Origin of the sequence: Streptomyces yunnanensis (assembly GCF_029011865.1) — a bacterium.
In the GTDB taxonomy this organism is placed as follows: Bacteria; Actinomycetota; Actinomycetes; order Streptomycetales; family Streptomycetaceae; genus Streptomyces; species Streptomyces yunnanensis.
Window position 1 is genome coordinate 580,234 of sequence record NZ_CP095749.1, and the last position, 19,936, is coordinate 600,169.

The following is a 19,936-nucleotide window of genomic DNA, read 5'->3' on the forward strand; positions in this document are numbered from 1 at the left end:
CCCTTTGAAGGTTTTTCCCCATCTGACCGCAGCTCTCAGGGAAAAGTCTCAACCGAAGTTTCAACGATACCGTCGAAGGCATGGCTTCCGACATCACAGACACCACCCATGCCGTCGATGCCGCCGCCGTCATGCGGCTGCTCCCGACCCGACCGCGGCTGCTCGCCCTCGGTGAGCCCACCCACGGCGAGGACACGTTGCTCGACATCCGCAACGAACTCTTCCGACAGCTCGTCGAGCAGGAGGGCTACCGGACGATCGCGATCGAGAGCGACTGTCTGATGGGCCTGGTTGTGGACGACTACGTCACCTCGGGCACGGGCACCCTCGACGAAGTCATGAAGCACGGATTCAGCCACCCCGACCTGGGGTTGGGCACCTCCGCGGCCAACCGCGAGCTCGTGCGGTGGATGCGGGCGTACAACGACGGCCGGCCCGCGTCCGAACAGCTCCGCTTCGCCGGTTTCGACGGCCCGCTGGAGATCACCGGCGCCGCGAGCCCCCGGCAGGCCCTCACCGCACTGCACGACTACCTCGCGGCCCGGGTGGACCCGGACCTGCTTCCCTGCACCGCGGAGACGCTCGACCGCCTGCTCGGCACCGACGACCGGTGGACCGATTCCGCCGCGATGATGGACCCGGCCCAGTCGATGGGACAGTCGGCCGAGGCCAGGGAGTTGCGGCTGCTCGCCGACGATCTGGTGACACTGCTCGACGAGCAGGCCCCGCATCTGACCGCGGCGACCCCGCGGGATGACTGGGACCGCGCGTGCCTGTACGGGCGCACCGCGACCGGTCTGCTGCGCTACCACTTCCGGATGGCCGACACCTCACCGATGCGCATGACCCGGCTCTGCGCGCTGCGGGATCTGATGATGGCCCACAACCTCCTGGCCCTCGCCGCACGGGGCCCGGTACTCCTCCACGCCCACAACTCCCATCTCCAGCGGGAGAAGAGCTCGATGCAGATGTGGCAGGGACCGGTGGAGTGGTGGAGCGCCGGTGCGTTGGTGAACGCCCGGCTCGGCGACGGGTACGCCTTCATCGCCACGGCCCTCGGCACCATCCGGCACCAGGGCGTGGACACCCCGGCGCCGGACACCGTCGAAGGGCGCCTGTACGCGCTCCCGGAGGACCGCTACGTCGTCGACGCCCCCCACCTGGCCGCCGCCCTCGGCGACCCGCGGCCCGCCCCCCGCGTGTCCCCCTACTTCGGCTACGCCCCACTTGACCCGTCCCACCTGACCGGAATCGACGGGATCGTGTTCATCAAGGACCTCCCGGGCACGCCGAAGGGCTAGGGCAGTCCCCAACACCCCCTACGGCCGGGACGCCCCGGATGCGCGGAAGGCATCCGAGGCGTCCCGGCCTTCGCCTCTTGGCCGGGCCCGATGGTGACGGCGACACGGCTAGGTCGTGTCCGGGCGCTCGTGTCCGGGCGTAGCGGCGCGGCGGGCGTGCTGCGCCCATGCCGGTACCCAGGTCGGTGCGTCGGGGCTGTGGGGGCGTACGGCGGCGAGGTAGTCGCGGAGGGCGGCGAGCGTGGGGTGCGGATCGTCGGTGCGCCAGAGCAGGGAGTGCGGATAGACCGGGGTGGGCTCGCGCAGGGGAACGCGCCGTAGGTCCTGGCCGACGGGCCAGACGAGCGGAGTCCGTTCGCCGAAGAAGGTGCCCAACGAGTCGGAGGCGGCAATGGCCTCAAGGAGTGCCTCGACGCCGAAGTTGGGGCCGATGGTGTCGATGGTGACGCCGAAGGTGTCGGCGAACGCGTCGTAGTAGGCGGCCCATTCGGTGCCCGGGGCGTTGCCCGGCATCCAGATGCGCTGTCCGGCGAGTTGGCCGGGGCTGACGGCACTGGCGTTGGCGAGGGGGTGTGCCGGGCCGACGCACAGCTGCAGGGCCTCGTCGAAGACCGGGACGCTCTCGATGCCCTCGGGGAGCTGGCTGCCCGGCATGGTCACGGCGCGGAAGGTGACGTCGATGGTGCCTGCCTGGAGGGCCGCGATGGCCCGATCGACGTCGAAGAGGGTCACCACGTCGAGTTCCCGCTCGGGGTTCGCGCGGTGGAACTCCCGCAGCAGCCCGGCCGGGCCGACCCGGCGGCCGATGACGTCGACGCGCAAGGCCCGGCTTCCCGGGCGCACGGATGCGGCCGCGCGCTCTTCGGCCCGCAGCAGGGCGCGGGCGTGCGGAAGGAATGCCTGGCCGTCGATGGTGAGGCCGACACCGCGCGCGGTGCGGTCGAAGAGTCGCACGCCGAGTTCCTGCTCCAGCGTGGCGATGCGCTTGGAGACGGCCTGCTGGGTGAGTGAGAGGTCGGCGGCGGTCTTCTGGAACTGGCCGGTGTCCGCGACCGCGACGAAGGTACGCACAGCGTTGAGGTCCACGCGAAGCAGCCTACTGGTACAAGGAATGGTTGGGGCTCGCCGGCTTTCCGGTTGTTTGATCCGCTGATTCGAGCTGACTTAGATGACCTGGGTCAACGGATGGTTGTCCTTGCCGAGCGCGAGCGGGTGCGGCAGCTGCTTGCCGGCGCCCGGCCGCACCCCAGCTCGCTCCCCTGGACGCAGGCCCGTGCCGGCCCGCAGCGTCCGCACCGGGTCGGCCGCGGCCCTCGGCGAGGCCACCGTCGCGGCACCGCCGTCCCGGTGGGGCCTCCGCCCTGTCAGTTCCGTCATTGGAGGTGGCACACCCGTGCCCGATTCCTTTGTGCACCTGCACAACCACACCGCGTACTCGATGCTGGACGGCGCCCAGAAGCTGCGGCCGATGTTCGGTGAAGTGGCGCGACAGGGGATGCCCGCGATCGCCATGAGCGACCACGGGAACATGTTCGGGGCCTATGAGTTCGCGCAGGTCGCGAAGGACTTCGACGGCATCAGGCCGATCATCGGGATCGAGGCGTATGTGGCGCCCTCGTCCCGGTTCGCCCGCAAGCGGGAGTTCTGGGGCCCGGGCGGGCGCCGCGCCGCGGGCGACGACGGCGAGGGCTCCAAGGACGTCTCCGGCGGCGGACGTTTCACGCACATGACCATGTGGGCGCGGACCGCGCGGGGCCTGCGGAACCTGTTCTGGCTCGGCACACAGGCCAGTTACCAGGGGCAGTTCCCGGCGGGCAAGCCGCGGATGGACCGTGAACTGATCGCCGAGCGGCCGGAGGGCATCATCGCCACGACCGGCTGCCCCTCCGGGGAGATCCAGACCCGGCTGCGGCTGGAGCAGTACGCCGAGGCGAGGGCCACCGCCGCGGCCTACCAGGACATCTTCGGCCGGGAGAACTACTTCCTGGAGCTGATGGACCACGGCCTGGCCATCGAGCGGGACGTCCGCGACGGACTGCTGCGCCTGGCCCGGGAGTTGGACATCCCGCTGCTGGCCACCAACGACGCGCACTACGTCACCGAGGACCAGGCCGACGCCCACGACAACCTGCTGTGCATCGGCGTCGGCAAGAACAAGGACGCCCCGGGCCGCTTCCGCTTCAACGGCTCCGGCTACTACCTCAAGTCGCCCGCGCAGATGCGCGCCCTCTTCGCCGAGCTGCCGCAGGCGTGCGACAACACGCTGTTGATCGCCGAGCGGATCGAGCCGTACGGCGACGTCTTCGACCACGTCGACGAGATGCCGCAGTACCCGGACGTGCCCGACGGGGAGACCCAGGAGTCGTGGTTGCGCAAGGAGGTGCTCAGGGGCTTGGCGGCCCGCTACGGCGACCCGGTCCCGCAGCACGTACTGGACCGCTTCGAGACCGAGATGGCGGTCATCGGCCCGATGGGCTTCAGCTCCTACTTCCTGGTGGTGGCGGACATCTGCCGCTTCGCCCGCGACAGCAGGATCCCCCTCGGTCCGGGGCGCGGCTCGGCCACCGGATCCATCGTCGCCTACGCCACGCGCATCACCGAGCTGTGCCCGTTGGAGCACGGCCTGCTGTTCGAACGGTTCCTCAACCCCGAACGCGTCAACCCCCCGGACGTCGACCTCGACTTCGACGACCGTCAACGCGACCGCATGGTCCGCTACGTCATCGAGAAGTACGGCGACGAGTACACGGCCCTGGTGAACACCTTCGGCAAGATCAAGGCCAAGAACGCGATCAAGGACTCCTCGCGCATCCTGGGCTACCCGTACGCGCACGGCGAGCGGATCACCAAGGCGCTGCCGCCCGACCAGAACGGCAAGTCCGCCCCGCTCGGCGCGATCTTCGACCCGTCCCACCCCCGGTATGCGGAGGCCGGTGAGATCCGGCAGATGTACGAGCGCGAGCCGGACGTGCAGCGGGTGATCGACACCGCGCGCGGGGTGGAGGGCCTCACCCGCGGCACCGGGGTGCACGCCGCCGCGGTGATCCTGTCCAAGACCAGGCTCACCGACCGCATCCCCCTGCACATGCGGGCCGCCGACGGCGCGCGGATCACCGGATTCGACTACCCGTCGTGCGAGGCGATGGGCCTGATCAAGATGGACTTCCTCGGGCTGCGCAACCTGGGCGTGATCGACCACGCCATCGAGAACATCCGCGCCAACCGCGGCATCCGCCTGGCCACCGTGGCCCCCGACACGCCGGACACGTCCGACGTCGTCATCCCGCTCGACGACGCCAGGACCTACCACCTGCTGGCCGAGGCCAACACCCTGGGTGTCTTCCAACTGGACAGCGGCGGCATGCGCGCCCTGCTCAAGCTGATGGAGCCCACCCGGTTCGAGGACATCGCCGCGGCCAACGCCCTGTACCGGCCCGGCCCGATGGCCGCCAACGCCCACACCAACTACGCCCTGCGCCAGAACGGCAAGCAGGACCCCACTCCGATCCACCCGGAACTCCGGCAGGCGCTGGACCCGATCCTCGGCTCCACCCACCATCTGCTCGTCTATCAGGAGCAGATCATGGCCATCGCCCGCCAGTTGGCCGGCTACACCCTGGGCGGCGCCGACATGCTCCGCCGCGCGATGGGAAAGAAGAAACCGGAGGTCCTGGCCGCCGAGTGGGAGAGGTTCCAGACCGGTATGCAGGCAGGCGGTTACTCCGACGAGGCGATCAAGGCCCTGTGGGACGTGATGCTGCCGTTCTCCGGCTACGCCTTCAACAAGTCCCACACCGCCGGCTACGGCCTGGTCTCGTACTGGACCGCCTACCTCAAGGCCAACTACCCGGCCGAGTTCATGGCCGCCCTGCTCACCTCGGTCGGCGACGACAAGGACAAGGCCGCTCTCTACCTCGCCGATGCCCGCCGCAACCGCGTCCGCGTCCTGCCGCCCGACGTCAACGCCTCGACCGCCGAGTTCACCGCCGTCGGCGACGACGTCCGGTTCGGGCTGCGTTCCGTGCGCAATGTCGGCGACAGCGTCATCGAGGCCGTCGTCGACGCCCGGCGCCGCAAGGGGCGCTTCACCTCGTTCGCCGACTTCCTGCACAAGGTCGAGCTGCCCGCCCTCAACAAACGGGCCGTCGAATCCCTGATCAAGGCGGGCGCCTTCGACTCCCTGGGCCACACCCGCAAGGGCCTCACCGCCGCGCACGAGGCCGCCATCGACGTGGTCGTCCCGGTGAAGAAGGCCGCCGGCTTCGGCCAGCACGACCTCTTCGCCGATCTCGCCACCGCGGACGACGCCCCGCCCGCCTTCGGCCTCGACCTCCCCCTCGACGACACCGAGTGGTCACGCCGGCAACTGCTGTCCACCGAACGGGAGATGCTGGGCCTCTACGTCTCCGCACACCCCCTGGACGGCGCCGAACACCTCCTCGCCGCCGCCCGCGACTGCTCCGTCGCCGACCTCCTCGTCTCCGGCCGCACCACCGGCGAGGTGCGGCTGAGCGGCCTGATCGCCGACCTCCAGCACAAGGTGACCAAGAAGGGCAACCCCTGGGCGATCATCACTCTCGCCGACCGCGACGCCAGCCTCGACGTCCTCTTCTTCCCCGCCGTCTACCGACTCGTCCAGCACGCACTGGCCGAGGACAACGTCATCACCGTCCGGGGCCGGATCGAGGACCGCGACGGCACCCTGAACCTCCACGGCAAGGAGCTCGGTGTGCTCGATGTCTCCGCGGCCGAACACGGCGGCAGGCCGCCGGTCCGCCTCGCCCTCCCCGCCCACCGGATCACCACCCGGTCCGTCGCCGAACTCACCCGGATCCTCATCGCACACCCCGGTGACACACCGGTCCACCTCAGCGTCCGCACCACTCGAAGGACCACCGTCTACGCCCTGCGGGCCACCGTGAACGCCGCCACCATCGCCTCCGACATCAAGGGCACCTTCGGCGCCGAAGCCTGGGCGGGCCTGGCATGACCTCCACCACCGGCCATGTGCACCTCATCGACGTGCGGACCGCCGCACTCCCGCCCTGCCAACGCTGCGGAGCGGCAGTGCTCCTGAGCGCCCGCTATCGACACTCCTGGGAGAACCGGGCCGGAGCCGCCGTCACCGGCTTCAAGGAGACCGCCCTCTGTCCCACCTGTGACGCGGACGATCCGGCCGCGGCCGGTCTCCTCGCGCTGCTGGGGCAGGTCCGTCACCTCGACGCCGCACACCTCACGGCCCTCGGTGAGCTCGTCCCCGCCTGGCTGGAGGCGATCCGCCAGCGGACGCCGGACCCGGCCGAACTGGCCGCCGAGGAAGCCCTCTGGAGAGCCGGCGAACTCTGAACCGGCCACGGCGCGGTGGCGACCCGTCACGACGGGCGCGGATGCGCGCGCCTCGCCACCGCCACCGCCACCCTCACCGTGACCGCACCGTCGCGCCGCCGAAGCCGCCGGCGCACCTCATCCGGCGCCGCTCAGGAGGGGACCGACTCGACCGTGAGCGCGGCGAGTTCCCCGAGGACGCGGGCCGCCGGCGCCGGGTCGATCAGCCACTTCAGGTGGCTGCCTTCGAGGGTGCGGACGTCGTAGGGGTTGTCCGGCGTCAGGGCGTTGCCCTCGCGGATCAGCCGGTCCTGAAGGGCGAGCGGCAGGCTCGCGTCGTCGGCCAGGCGCACGAAGGTCTTGGGTATGCGGCCCCAGGTCGCGGCCTGCGCCCGGTCGGCGGAGGTGCCGACGTCCAGGTTCTCGTCGGGCTGGAAGGTGTTCAGGAAGGTCAGGAGCTCCTCGTCGGTGCCGTCGGCGAGGAAGGCCGCCTTGAACCCCGCGAGGGCGTCGCGATCCGCGGTGCGGAAGTTGACGCGGAGCAGGCCGAGTTCAGCCGGGTTGCCGGCCAGGGCCAGGGCCAGCGAAGCCGCGTCGACGGTGGCCATCTCGGGCTCGGCGTAGTAGTCGTTGGCATCCAGGTCGACCGGGCACCAGGCGGAGACGTAGACGATGCGGTCGATCAGGTCCGGCCGTGCGTTGGCCGCAGCGGTCGCGGTGATACCGCCGCGACTGTGCGAGACCAGGATCACCGGCCCGTTCTCCTTGGCCCGTTCCAGGATCCCGATCAGGTGCCTGGCGTTGTCGGCGAGCGTGACGCCCTGGAGCGAACCGGGCGCCGCACCGAGACCTTCGAGATCCTGGGGTGCCTGATAGGCGTGCGAGTAGGTCGCCCCGAAACCGTGGCCGGGCAGGTCGACGGCGACCGACCGGTGCCCGAGAAGGCCGAGTTCGGCCTGGAGCGGCGCGAAGGAGAAGGAGTTCGCGAAGGCTCCATGCACGAGTACGAACGTCGGTTGCATCTGTCTGCTCACTCTTCGCTTCCTGAGCTGGGACGGTATCCGGCGGATCACCCTACTCGGCGAAGATCATCGGCACTAGTAGTGCTTGGTCAGGTTGATCTTGGTGGTGCGTGTCCTTCTGGCGCTGCGTGCGTTGATGGAGTGTGACGCCAGATGAAATCGCTGCTGTTCGTGGCGAGTTGGAAGAATTCGCGGCTGAGGTGTTCGAGCCTTTCGCGAGGGATGGGCAGCGTTGGTGGGGGCAGGTCTACCTGCGGGGATTGCTGACCGACGGCAAACGCAAGTCGGTGGAGCCCATGGCCGCCCGGCTTGGGGCCGACGGCAATCGGCAGGCGCTGGCCCACTTCATCACCACAAGCCCGTGGGATCCGTCCCATGTCCGAGCCAAGCTCGCCTGGAAGATGGAAACCGCCATCCGGCCGACCGCTGCGATCTTCGACGACACCGGATTCCTCAAAGACGGGACTGCCTCGGCATGCGTGTCTTCGCAGTACACCGGCACGGCAGGCAAGGTCACCAACTGCCAGGTCGGGGTCTCGCTGCACCTGGCGTCCGACCACGCCTCCGCTGCCGTGGACTGGCGGCTGTTCCTGCCCGAGACCTGGGATCCCGCCTCGCCGAAGGCCGACTCGGACAAGACTGCGCGGCGTAGCGCCTGCGGCATCCCCGCCGACGTCGGGCATGTGGAGAAGTGGCAGTTGGCCTTGGACATGCTCGATGAGACCCGCTCGTGGGGAATCGAGGTGCCGCTGGCCATCGCGGATGCCGGATACGGCGACTGCGCGGCGTTCCGGCTCGGCCTTAACGATCGCGGACTGAACTATGTCGTGGGGATCTCCACCACGCTGTCGGCTCACCTGGGCGATGCCGTGCCGGTGACACCGGCCTACCAGGGGAACGGACGTCCCCCGGTGGCGAAGTACCCGGACAAGCCCAGGTCGGTCAAAGAACTGGTGATCGCAGTGGGCCGGAAGGCGGCGCGGCCGGTGTCGTGGCGGGAGGGCTCCCGGCCCGGACGGGGCCGCTTGGGCCTCAAACGGATGTACTCACGGTTCGTGGCCCTGCGGATCCGGCCCGCCGGACGCGAGATTCGCCAGGCCACCGAAGGGCCGGAGCTGCCGGAGTGCTGGCTGCTGGCCGAATGGCCCACCACCGAGCCGGAGCCGGTGCAGTTCTGGTTGTCCGACCTACCCGCCGACTTCCCGCTGACCACCCTGGTGAGGCTGGCCAAGCTCCGCTGGAGGATCGAGCACGACTACCGCGAGATGAAGCAGGCCCTGGGCCTGGCCCACTTCGAGGGCCGCACTTGGAACGGCTGGCACCACCACGTCACCCTCGTCTCCGCAGCCCACGCCTTCTGCACCCTGCAACGACTGGCCACATCCCCAAAAGACACGGCGCCGGCCTGAGCCTCTACACAGTCATCCGCGAAATGCAGACACTCCTCGCAACCTGGGCCGGCGCCTGCCCCACCTGCCACCGCGACATACCCACACCCACACCAACCTGACCAAGCACTACTAGGGCGCTTCTGACGGACCTCCGTGGAAGAAGGAGCGGTGCCTGGCACGCCCTCCCCCGCGCCCTCAAGGCGTGGGGGAGGGCGTGCCAGACGCCGCGACGCCGCGGAGATCCGTCAGAAACGCCCTAGTAGGACTGCAGCTCCACCAGCGTGCCGTCCGGCGTCCTGATGTGCGCGGTGCGGAGGTTGGGGCCCCAGTCGGGGCGGTCCTGGGGCTCGGCGAGGACCGCGGCGCCGTGCTCGCTCAGGCAGCGCGTGGCTGCGTCGACGTCGTCGACGCGCAGGACGAGCATCGCGGAGTCCTGCGCGGGCGCCGCCGACGGCAGGTCGCCGGTGCCGATCGCCTGGGCGATGGCCGTGCGCGCGTACAGCACGAGGACGGCCTCGCCGCCCAGGTCCCAGTTGGCGTAGCCGGCAGCGGGCAGCACCTTGACGGGCTCGATGCCCAACAGATCGCGGAGCGCTTCGGTCCAGAAACCCGCTGCGGTGTCGAAGTCCTCGACCAGCAGGCGGGGGTACAGGGCGTCCATGGGGGCGATCGTATCCCCGCTCCGGGCCCCGCGTCGGTGGATTGTCGACCTCGTGTGACGGGGACCGGTGGATGGGATGCGGGCGACCGGGGGAGGTGGCGTTCCCAGGCTCGGGATGGCGCCTGGGGCGCGGGGCGGGAGCCGCTCGGGCGTCGCGCGGTCGCGATGGCAGGATGAGGGCATGGTGACGAATCAGCCGCCGTGGGCGGGGCTTCATGCTGATCTGCTGGCGGCGAAGGCGTTGGTGTACGACGCGAGCGGTTTCGCCTGCTCGCCGCCGGCGCCCGAACCGGAGAGCGCCGAGTACGCGGCGTGCGGTTTCACGCTCGACGGCCGCTCGGTCCGGTTCCGCGTGGGTAAGACCACCCCGACGAAGGTGGGCCAGTTCGTCACCGTGTGGCAGCGGTCCGTGGAGGGGCCGATCCGGCCCTTCGACGCCGACGACGGCGTGGACCTCTTCGTCATCAGCAGCCACGACGCCGACGGCTTCGGGCAGTTCGTGTTCCCGGTCGAGGTGCTGTGCGAGCGCGGCATCGTCTCCCGCGACGGTTCCGGTGGGAAGCGCGGCTTCCGCGTGTATCCGCCCTGGGTGACCACGACCAACCGGCAGGCCCGCAGCACGCAGGCATGGCAGGTGAACTACTTCTTCCACCTCGACCAGGGCGGGGCTGCCGACCTGACGCGCGCCCGCGCGCTGTACCACCCGTAGGGGCCCGCCGCGGCCAGGTCGCCCGGCGCGCCTCGACAGCGCCCGGCCCGAGCATCGGCGAACCGTGCCGCACCGTACCCCATCGGGTCCGTCAGGTCAGACCGGTGGCCTGTTCCGCGGCGCCCTGGGGCGCCTTCGCACGGCGCGGGAGCAGCAGTGGCGTGGCAAGGAGGGCGACTCCGGCACCGGCGATCGCGATGCGGGGGCTGGTGACGGCGGCGAACAGACCCCACACCATGGTCACGGCGGCGATGCTGGTGCTGCTGCTGATCGACCAGGCGGACAGGGTGCGGGCGATCCGGTCGGGGGCGGTGTGTTCGAGCCGGTAGGTGGCCAGCACCGGGTTGAACACGCCGATGCAGGTCACCAGGCCGAGTTGGACGACGACGATGAGCACCATCCCGGGGACACCGGGCCCGACGAACGCCAATCCGATGGGCCAGCAGGCACGCAGCGCGCCGGCGGTGAGCAGCACCCTGCGCTGCCCGAACCGCGGCACGAGGCGGCGCGAGAGCCGTGAGCCGATGAGACCACCGATGCACGGACTCGCGAAGACCAGGCCGTACTGCCACGGTGCGAACCCGAGGCGGCCCAGCAGGAGTACGGCCATCAGCGGCTCGGAGGCCATGATCAGGCCGTTGACCACGATCGCGTTGAAGAACAGCGGGCGCAGCACGGGGTGGCTGAGGATGTGACGCCACCCTTCGAGCAGATCGGCCGCGCGCAGCCGCGCGCCACCGGTGCGCGCCGGCTGCGGCTCGGTCCCGCCGATGGCACGGAGGCCGAGCGCCGAGAGCAGATAGCTGACCGCGTCGGCCACCACGGTCGTCACCGGCCCGAACATCCCGACCGCGGCCCCGCCCAGCGGTGGTCCGACCGAGGTCGCGGTCCACATCGTGGACTCGAACCGGCTGTTGGCGACCAGCAGGTCCTCCGGCGGCACGAGCGCTTTCAGATACGCACCGCTGGCCGCCTTGAAGGCGATGTCGGCCGCGGCGACGACGACGGAGACGACGAGGAGTTGGGCGAAGCCGAGCCAACCGAACGCGAACGCGACGGGGACCGTCAGCAATGCCGCGAACCGGGCCAGATCCATCGTGACCATGACCGGACGCTTACGTCGGAACTCCACCCACGGACCGAGCGGCACGGCCACCACGGCTCCCACCGCCCGCCCCGCGGCGGACAGCGCCGCCACCTCGGTCGGACCGGAGTGCAGCACCAGGACCGCGAGCAGGGGGAACGCACCGAACCCGAGCCCCGTGCCGTAGGAGCTGACCGCGAACGCCGCCCACAGCCACCCGAACCGCCTGCCCAGGGCTCGCCTACCTGTCATGCCTCACGCAACTCTCGTCGATCCGAACGCCCGCACACCGGCCATCGGCATCAAAGCGAGAAGCGCCGCCCGGAGCAAACAACCGATCCATCGCGGGGCACAACCCTCCGTTGTGCGGATCCGCCGCACCACCGCTCACCGCACGCCGCACGCCGCACTGGTGTGCCCATCGCGACGGTCGGCAGATCCGGTGGAAGCCGCCAGACCCTCGGTGCCTGTGCGCGGACTTCGATGACTTCGTGGCACGGTTCCGACCCGGCCGGCCCGGGATTCCAGATAGCGCTGCTCGGCGATGCTGGCGGTGGCCTTCGCGGCGCGCCGGTACAGCTCGTACGCGGCGGCCGGGTCGCCGGCCTTCTCCAGCAGGTGCGCCCGTACGGACAGCAGTCGGTGATGGCCGGACATCCGCGCGTCGTCGTCCAGTGTGCCGAGCAGGGCCAGCCCGGCCTGCGGGCCCTTGATCTCGGCGAGTGCGATCGCACGGTTGAGGGTGACCATCGGGTTGGGCGCGATGCGTTCGAGGATCAGGTAAAGGGCGTGCACCTGCGGCCAGTTGGTCTCCTCGGCGGTGGCTGCGTCGGCGTGGGTGGCGGCGATGGCGGCCTGCAGTTGGTAGGGCCCCAGCGCCGGGCCGGCCAGCGCTGCCTTGACCAGCTCGGTGCCCTCGCCGATCAGCGCGCGATCCCACCGCGTACGGTCCTGCTCGTCCAGCGGCACCAGGTCACCGCCCGCCGTCGTCCGGGCCTCCCGGCGGGCGTGGGTCAGCAGCATCAGTGCGAGCAGCCCGGCCGCCTCGCCGTCCTCGGGCAGCTGCGCGCGGACCATCCTGGCCAGTCGGATCGCCTCGTGGGCGAGGTCGGGGCGGTGCAGCTCGCTGCCCGAGGAGGCGGTGTAGCCCTCGTTGAAGATCAGGTAGAGCACGTGCAACACGACTCGCAGCCGCTCCTCGCGCTCGGCGCCGGCCGGCAGGCGGAACGAGCTGCCGGCGGCCTTGATCCGCTGCTTGGCCCGGCTGATCCTGGCCGCCATCGTGGCTTCCGGCACCAGGAACGCGCGGGCGATCTCGGCGGTGGTCAGGCCGCCGACCGCCCGGAGCGTCAGCGCGGTCTGGGATGCCGCGGTCAGCGTCGGGTGGCAGCACAGGAACAGCAGCACCAGCGTGTCGTCGGTGTCCGGTACGTCCTCGGGCACCACTTCGGCGGCCGCCGCCGACTCCCGCTCGCGGCGCGCGTGCTCGCTGCGCAGCTGGTCGATGAACCGCCGGGAGGCCACGGTCACCAGCCAGCCGCGGGGGTTGTCGGGCACGCCCTCGGCCGGCCACTGCACGGTGGCCGCGAGGACGGCCTCCTGTACGGCGTCCTCACACCCTTCGAACTGGCCGTACCGACGTACCAACGCGCCGAGGACCTGCGGCGTGAGCGCGCGCAGCAGGTCCTCGATGACGGGTGCGGTCATGCCTCCAATTGTCCCTCGGCGAACATCACCTGCCGCACCTCGACCCCGAGGCCGGCGATCGCGGTGTCCGGGATCTGCGCCGCCAGCTCGATCGCCCGCTGCTTGTTCTCGCAGTCGATCAGGTAGAAGCCCCCCAGGTACTCCTTGGACTCCAGGAAGGGTCCGTCGGTCACCACCGGCTGGCCGTTGCGTACGGACACCACGGCCGCCTGCGACGGGTCGACCAGCGCCTGCGTGGTGATCAGCTCGCCGGACTTCTTCAGCGCCTCGATGAACGCGCCGTGCCCCTCGCCGATCGCCGCCTTCTCCTCGTCGGTCAGCGCGTCCAGCACGGCCGGGTTGATGTGCATGCTGATCAGGAACTTCATGTCGTCCTCCGTGTGGTGCGCGGGCCCCGGCTGGGCCCTTCGTCTCCATGGTCGGAGCCGCCGCCGTCGTCTTGACATCCGCCGCCGAAAATTTCGTCCACTTTTCCAGCCGACGGAGGCACGGGCGTGCCGCAGCGCCTGGAGGTCGCATCCTGCCCCACTGACGGGCGGCCCCGGGCACGCCTGCGCGTGCCCATCCCGGGGAGCTCCTTCCCGGGGCCGTCACCCACGCCCGGTGAACTGCTGCCCCACCCCGAGGCGGCGCAGGTCGGCGAGGACCTGCGGATCCTGGGCGTCCAGCCAGTCGCAGAGCTGCCGGAAGGAGACCAGGCGGACGTCCTTGCGCGCGTCGTCGGCGATGTGCTTGAGCGCCTCTTCGACGGCGTCCATGTAGATGCCGCCGTTCCACTTCTCGAAGTGGTTGCCGATGAAGAACGGTGCCCGGTTGGTCTCGTAGGCCCGCTGGAAACCGGCGATGTACGCCTGGGTGGCCTGCTTGCGCCAGCCCGGGTAGTTGGCCGGCGGTGCCTTGGTGGAGTTCTGGGACTGGTTGGCCAGGATGTTGTAGTCCATCGAGAGCACCTCGAAGGAGTGCCCGGGGAAGGGTATCTGCTGGAGCGGGAAGTCCCACACGCCCTGCTTCTTGACCGGCCAGACCTGGCGCCCGCCCGGGGAGCTGGCGTCGTACCGCCAGCCACGCTTGCGGGCCGTGGGCAGCAGGTTGTCCTGGCCGAGCAGACACGGCGTACGGCCGCCGACCAGTTCCTTGGTGTAGTCGAAGGGCAGCGGGTCGAGGTCGGTGAAGCCGGTGTTGGTCCGCCAGTTGGTGACGAAGGACATCGCCTGCTCGATCTCGTCGTTCCACTGGGCGGGGGTCCAGTGCGCCACGGAGCCCGAGCCGGTGCCACAGAAGTGCCCGTTGAAGTGGGTACCGATCTCGTGGCCCTCCAACCACGCCGCGCGCACGTTCTTCAACGTCGCCTTGATGTGGTCGTCGGTGAGGTAGCCGATGTCGGACGCGCCGACGCGGTTGTTCGGCGGGCGGTACATGCGCTTCTTCTGCTCGGGCAACAGATACAGCCCGGAGAGGAAGAAGGTCATCGAGGCGTTGTGGTCCTTGGCCAGCTTGCGGAACCGCGGGAAGAGGCCGTTGCCCACCTCGCCCGCCCCGTCCCAGGAGAAGACGACGAACTGCGGCGGCTTCTGGCCCGGCTCCAACTTCTGCGGGGCGGGCGGCTGGTTGGGCTGCTTTCCGGTGTACGCGGTCGAGCCGTCGCCGATCGGCTTGGCCGGCCCCGTGCCTCCCTGATCGGCCGCGACCGTGTCGGAGGCCGATGATCCGAAGGACGAGCAGCCGCCCACGGTGAGCGCGGCCGCCGCTCCCATCCCGAGTCCCAACACGCCCCGGCGGCTCAGTGCACGCATGACAATCCCCATTGCAATCGTTCGGAGTTCTGGTTTGTGGGGCACCCAGCGAAGTGGGACTGGGGCGCCCGGACAGGCGGGGAGGTGGATGCCGAGCTCGCCGCTCCGGCCCCGGGAACGGGAATTGCGCAGCGGAAGGTCAACGGTGCGGCGCTGGTGGAGCAGCGGAAGGCCAAGCGAGGGACTGCGGACGAGTGGGCCTCGGATCCGCACGCGGCGGCCCCGTAGGACCTCTGCGTCGCCGACTCCTCCGCGCCTCCCCGGCGCGGACCAGTCGACTCCCCCAGCCCCTCCGTCGAGGGCGCCGCACATCCCGAGAAGGCAGCCGTCGTGTACCGCTACGAGAGGGTCGGTCGGCCGCCCACGCCGTGAGCGGGCGCGGCATGGCGGAGGGCCGCTGCTGCGACGGGCCCCGCCCTTCCCGTGGAATTCTCAACCTCGTGCATACGTGCTCCCCGTTCGACGGGCGGACGGAGCCGTACGGCCCCGGCAGCCCGCAATCAACGCCCTTGGACACACACGACTCTGCCGTGGATCACTAGCGCGCCGATAACGCCTCACTAATGACGGAATCCGCAGACGCCAACGTGGACCGGGCCGGACGTTACCCAGCGGCCCCATCGGCCCCATCTACCCCACCGCCCCACCGGCCGTTCTCGACATGCAGTACACGGCCGACAACGCCCCGTATAGCGCGGAGGCGGACGGAACTCCGCTCGTCGCCCGCCTGCCGGCCGCACACCGATACCGGTCAGGTCAGGTCAGGTCAGGTCAGGTGACGTCAGGCCGAGCCAGACCCGAGCCGGGACCGGAGCGCACCGCGTCGCCGGTCGCAGCGGTTCACTGCACGCCCCCTTGCGCCAGCGCCGCGACCCGCTCCGCGGACAGGGCCTGGTCGAAGAGCTGTGTCCCGGGCCGGTGTCGAGCGCCGGGCCGCGCATGGTGATCTGGCTGCTGACGCCGTTGAAGAGCGCGGCGCCGCTGTTGCCCACACCCCAGCGGACATCGGCCGCGGTGTCGTCATGGGTGCCGACCGCGTCCGCCGCCGACGTGCCCGCGCGCTCGTCCAGTCGCCAGACCCCGACCGGCTTCGGACCGGTGGACGGGGTGGTGGACGGGGCGGGTTCGTGCCCCACCTGGTGAGGATGGAGCGCGGCGTGGGGCGCTGGGCGGGATCCTTGGCCAGGCAGTCGGTGATCAGCGCGCGCAGCGCGGGGTCGGTGACCGCGGCGAGGTCGGGGGCGTCGTGGACGACCCGGTAGAGGAGGGACGCCAGATGGCCGTTGCCGAACGGGTTGCCGCCGGTGGCCGCGAAGGCCAGGACCGTGCCGAGGGAGAAGACGTCGCTCGCCGGACCGATCTCCTCACCGTTCACCTGCTCCGGCGACATGAATCCCGGCGAGCCGAGCGCGATCCCGGTCACGGTGAGGGAACTGCCCTCGGCGACGCGGGCGATCCCGAAGTCGATGACCCGCGGCCCGTCCGTGGCGAGCAGCACGTTGGAGGGCTTGAGGTCGCGGTGGACGAGCTGTGCGCCGTGGATCGACACCAGCGCCTCGGCGAGCCCGGCGGCCAGGGCGAACACGCGCCGCAACCTGTCGGCCTCCGGGCGAGCGCCCAAGGAAGACCCGCCCCATGCCGCCGGCGCCCAGCCGTCCCAACAGCTGGTATCCGCCGACGGACTGCGGGTCGTCCGGATCCAGCGCTGCCACAAACCCCTCCCGCGTCGTCGCCCCGGTCACTTTCGGCCGGGCGGTCTCCAGCATAGGGGGCGGCCGCGCGCCGGCCGGTGGGCCCTGCGGGCTGCGCATGCACTCAGGCACTCACACGCTCAGCACACGCTCAATACGTGCCCAACAGGCATCATCACTCACAAGGTAGTTGATTCTCAGTCAGCACCTCAGTCGATCTGCTGGGGCGTCACCGTCAACCACTGCTTGTCCGCGGTGACCTGCTGTCCCAGCTCCTTCTGGCGTTTGGCGTTGGCGCGCTTCATCGCGTCGAGCTCCTTCATGGAACTCTCCTTGCGGTTCACCCACACCCGGACGCCACCGTGCTGCACGTCCGTGGAATGGAAGAGCATCGGGCCGTCGCTCTTGGGGGTGTCGCCCGCCGCGAGGATGGGCTGCTGCCACTCGTCGATGTAGGTGTTGATCGCCGCCGGCTTGCCCTCGTACCAGGTCAACGGGGCCCACAGGGTCGGCGTCAGCTCCCGGTCCGCGAGCTTCTTCGGGTCGAAGCGGCCGGACGCGATCTCCTTGCGGGCACTGGTGACGTCGCCCGTCGTGCGGTCCTTGAGGAGCATCGAGACGCCGATGACGTTCTCGGGCTTCACGTCGTACCCGTACTTGGGATCGCTCAGGACCATGCGCACCAGGTCCTCGGAGGCCGCACTGACCACGTACACCTCCACCCCGTGCCTGCGCAGTGCCTGGTAGAGCTCCTGCATACCACGGTAGAAGCGGGGGGCCTGCACCTCGGTCCTGGTGAGCTTCCCGTCCACGTAGTACTCGGCGGGGATCGGCCGGCGGTACGCCAAGAGCTCGTCCACGTACCCCTTGAGCTGCTTCAGGGTGAAGCCCGAGAAGATCTGCGCCGCCCAGGGGTAGCAGACCTGGTCGTCGACCTCGCACAGACGGTTGTAGTAGCTGTAGAGGCTCTCCTTGTGAGTCGCCGTGTCCTTGAAGGGGATGACCTTCAAGGAAGGCGCCATGGTCTTGCGGGTCAGGACGCCCTTCATCTCCAAGAAGGGGAGCAGGGCCTCTTCCAGATCGTTGCGGTACGTGGTGTTGTCCGCGTCGAAGACCGCGTACGCGCCCTTGTGTTCGTGTTCCGTGATGACCTCGCCGAGCTTCTTGGCCACCGGTGCGGGCCAGTGCTTCAGCTCCATCGATGCCACCCGCGACGACGACCCGACGGCCTCGGCCTCGCTGCCGCCCGGCCACAGGGCACTGCCCGCGAACACGGCGGCGGCCAACGCCCCCGCGGTACCGAAGATCGCCAGCTTGCGCCTTGCTCGTACTGCCATGGTTTCCGTTCCTCTGAGGACTGCCCAGCGCCCCGTCCGGAGCGGCGGGCAATCGTACGGGGCCGGGCGGGAGTTGGCCATGATCGATGTCACCGCGGGCGGGAGGTGTGGCCAGGCAGAAGGGGGGTAGTCGTGCCGGGCCCCGCGAAGACCGACCGGTGAGCACGACACCGCCCCGAACCCGATGACTCGGACGGGCTCAGGCGCGGGGTGGCACTGGTACCACCCCAGGTACGGAAGGTGGCTTCATTGTTCGCCGGCTCCGCGCGACCCAGTATCGAGGCACCGCTGATCCTCAAGGGGGAACCGATGCCCATAACCGGGAAGTCCACGCGCTGGGCGGCCGTCGCCGCGTCCGTGCTCCTCACCGCAGGAGCCCTTCCGATCGCGGGGGCGCACAGCGCCCTGGCCGCGGACGCCGCCGGGCCAGGCACCGTGCGCACCCCGGCGCGCTACCTGAACCAGCATCTCGACTGGCAGCCCTGTGCCTCCGGTGCGCTGGAGTGCGCGGCCATGACCGTGCCGCGAGACTGGCACCATCCGGAACAGGGCCCGGGCCTGACCGTGGCGGTCTCCCGGCACCGGGCGACCGACACCGCCGGGCGGCGCGGTGTGCTGATGATGGCCGCCGGCGGCCCTGGAGCCTCCGGCCTCACCCGGCCCGCGGGTCTGGCGAACTACGCACCCGCTCTCGCCGCCACGTACGACATCGTCGGCTTCGACCAGCGCGGCGTCGGCAGCAGCAGCAAGGTCACCTGCGCCGACCAGTCGGCCGTCGACGGCTACTTCTCCGGGGACAAGCGCGACCGCTCCGCCGACGCCATCCGCGAGACGTTCGCCCGAGCGCGCGCCTTCGTCCGCGACTGCCAACGCCACTCGAACGACCTGCTGCCGTACATCACCACCGAGCAGGCCGTCCACGACATGGACCTCTACCGCTCCCTCCTCGGAGCCGACACGATCTCCTACTACGGTCCGTCCTACGCCACCGTCCTCGGTGCCTCCTACGCGACCGAGTTCCCCCACCGTGTGGCGCGCATGGTCCTCGACAGCAACGTCGACTACACCGGCACCTGGCAGTCGTTCATGGAGGGCCAGCCGCTCAGCTTCCAACGCCGGTTCGAGGAGGACTTCCTGCCGTGGCTGGCGAAGAACGACGGCGTGTACCACCAAGGGCACACTCCCGCACAGGCCAAGGCGTCCTTCGAACGTCTGCGCGCCAGGCTCCACGCGCACCCCCTCGTCCTCGACGGGACGACCATCACCCCCGACCACCTGGACGCCCTGACCAGCAGCGCCATCTACCGGGCCGACCCGGGGTTCGAGAACCTCGCCACCGCCCTGACCGTCCTGGAGCACCCCGATACCGCACCACCTGCCGCCGAGCAGTCCCTCGCCAAGGCGCTGGCGCATCCCATGGACGCGGGCTTCGCGGCGGACTTCTTCTCCGTCGTCTGCAACGACACGCCCTGGAACCGCAGTTCGGCCTACTTGATCGCACAGAGCGACCGCGCCACGCGCGACTATCCGCTGGCGGGCGCCCGCTCGTTGACCTACTCCGCGGTCTGCGCCGCCTGGCCGCGCTCCACCGCACCGCGCATCCACGTCACCGGACGCGGCCTGCCTCCCATCCTCATGCTGAACTCCGTACACGACCCGGCCACTTACTACGAGGGCGCGCTGCGCGACCACCGGGCCCTGCCGACCTCGCGCCTGGTGACGGTCGCCGGCGGCGGCGACCACGGGCAGTTCCAGAACCACAACGCCTGCGTCGACAACCTGGTCGAGGGCTACCTCGCCGACGGGACCCTCCCTCGCACCGACACGACCTGCGCGGCCGACCCGCTCCCGGTGCCGGGCCCGGCCGCCACCCGGGCGTGACGGGCCGTTGGGCGGCCCGTCCGGACCGTGGCAG

16 protein-coding genes are annotated in these 19,936 nt (G+C 70.3%); 6 read left to right on the top strand and 10 right to left on the bottom strand.

The features are described from left to right. Positions 1-80: 80 nt before the first annotated feature. Positions 81-1,301 carry an erythromycin esterase family protein gene (locus tag MOV08_RS02615; protein WP_275306004.1) on the top strand — a complete coding sequence of 407 codons (1,221 nt, stop codon included), beginning with the start codon at positions 81-83 and terminating at the stop codon, positions 1,299-1,301. Positions 1,302-1,409: 108 nt separating this feature from the next. Here the strand turns inward: MOV08_RS02615 and MOV08_RS02620 are convergent, their stop codons facing one another. Beyond that, entirely contained in the window at positions 1,410-2,387 is a 978-nt protein-coding gene (locus MOV08_RS02620; protein ID WP_275306005.1) for a LysR family transcriptional regulator, read from the bottom strand. Between the two features lie 78 nt (positions 2,388-2,465). Beyond that, entirely contained in the window at positions 2,466-2,678 is a 213-nt protein-coding gene (locus MOV08_RS02625) for a hypothetical protein (protein WP_039629161.1), read from the bottom strand. Between the two features lie 16 nt (positions 2,679-2,694). Between MOV08_RS02625 and dnaE the strand changes: the two genes are divergently transcribed. Then, on the top strand, positions 2,695-6,291 hold the full coding sequence (dnaE, locus tag MOV08_RS02630) for a DNA polymerase III subunit alpha (RefSeq protein ID WP_275306006.1): 3,597 nt from the start codon (positions 2,695-2,697) through the stop codon (positions 6,289-6,291). Then, complete coding sequence (locus MOV08_RS02635) at positions 6,288-6,647, top strand: DUF6300 family protein (RefSeq protein ID WP_275306008.1); 360 nt, start codon at positions 6,288-6,290, stop codon at positions 6,645-6,647. The genes dnaE and MOV08_RS02635 overlap by 4 nt, the downstream gene beginning before the upstream one ends. Positions 6,648-6,778: 131 nt before the next feature. Here the strand turns inward: MOV08_RS02635 and MOV08_RS02640 are convergent, their stop codons facing one another. Next, on the bottom strand, positions 6,779-7,648 hold the full coding sequence (locus tag MOV08_RS02640; RefSeq protein WP_275311682.1) for an alpha/beta hydrolase: 870 nt from the start codon (positions 7,646-7,648) through the stop codon (positions 6,779-6,781). Positions 7,649-7,791: 143 nt separating this feature from the next. Between MOV08_RS02640 and MOV08_RS02645 the strand changes: the two genes are divergently transcribed. Further along, complete coding sequence (locus tag MOV08_RS02645; RefSeq protein ID WP_275305717.1) at positions 7,792-9,057, top strand: IS701 family transposase; 1,266 nt, start codon at positions 7,792-7,794, stop codon at positions 9,055-9,057. A 238-nt stretch (positions 9,058-9,295) separates the two neighbouring features. Here the strand turns inward: MOV08_RS02645 and MOV08_RS02650 are convergent, their stop codons facing one another. Next, on the bottom strand, positions 9,296-9,700 hold the full coding sequence (locus MOV08_RS02650; RefSeq protein WP_039629170.1) for a VOC family protein: 405 nt from the start codon (positions 9,698-9,700) through the stop codon (positions 9,296-9,298). Positions 9,701-9,881: 181 nt separating this feature from the next. Between MOV08_RS02650 and MOV08_RS02655 the strand changes: the two genes are divergently transcribed. Further along, positions 9,882-10,409, top strand: a complete 528-nt coding sequence (locus MOV08_RS02655; RefSeq protein ID WP_275306010.1) for a MepB family protein — start codon at positions 9,882-9,884, stop codon at positions 10,407-10,409. Positions 10,410-10,500: 91 nt separating this feature from the next. Here the strand turns inward: MOV08_RS02655 and MOV08_RS02660 are convergent, their stop codons facing one another. The 6 genes from MOV08_RS02660 to MOV08_RS02685 form a co-directional block, all read right to left on the bottom strand. After that, positions 10,501-11,745: an MFS transporter gene (locus MOV08_RS02660; RefSeq protein ID WP_275306011.1), complete on the bottom strand. Its 1,245-nt coding sequence runs from the start codon at positions 11,743-11,745 to the stop codon at positions 10,501-10,503. Between the two features lie 135 nt (positions 11,746-11,880). Continuing rightward, positions 11,881-13,200, bottom strand: coding sequence for an RNA polymerase sigma factor (locus tag MOV08_RS02665; RefSeq protein ID WP_275306013.1), 1,320 nt, complete (start codon positions 13,198-13,200; stop codon positions 11,881-11,883). Beyond that, entirely contained in the window at positions 13,197-13,568 is a 372-nt protein-coding gene (locus MOV08_RS02670) for a YciI family protein (RefSeq protein WP_039629176.1), read from the bottom strand. The genes MOV08_RS02665 and MOV08_RS02670 overlap by 4 nt, the downstream gene beginning before the upstream one ends. 222 nt (positions 13,569-13,790) lie before the next feature. Then, positions 13,791-14,993 (bottom strand): polysaccharide deacetylase family protein, encoded by a 1,203-nt coding sequence (locus tag MOV08_RS02675; RefSeq protein WP_275306015.1) that lies wholly within the window; start codon positions 14,991-14,993, stop codon positions 13,791-13,793. A 781-nt stretch (positions 14,994-15,774) separates the two neighbouring features. Next, the gene (locus MOV08_RS44020) at positions 15,775-16,578 is read right to left on the bottom strand and encodes a serine/threonine-protein kinase (protein WP_420834118.1); all 804 of its coding nucleotides are present in this window, start codon (positions 16,576-16,578) and stop codon (positions 15,775-15,777) included. A 315-nt stretch (positions 16,579-16,893) separates the two neighbouring features. After that, on the bottom strand, positions 16,894-18,021 hold the full coding sequence (locus MOV08_RS02685) for an HAD family hydrolase (protein ID WP_107080265.1): 1,128 nt from the start codon (positions 18,019-18,021) through the stop codon (positions 16,894-16,896). A 309-nt stretch (positions 18,022-18,330) separates the two neighbouring features. Between MOV08_RS02685 and MOV08_RS02690 the strand changes: the two genes are divergently transcribed. Further along, on the top strand, positions 18,331-19,902 hold the full coding sequence (locus MOV08_RS02690) for an alpha/beta hydrolase (protein WP_275306016.1): 1,572 nt from the start codon (positions 18,331-18,333) through the stop codon (positions 19,900-19,902). Positions 19,903-19,936 lie beyond the last annotated feature (34 nt).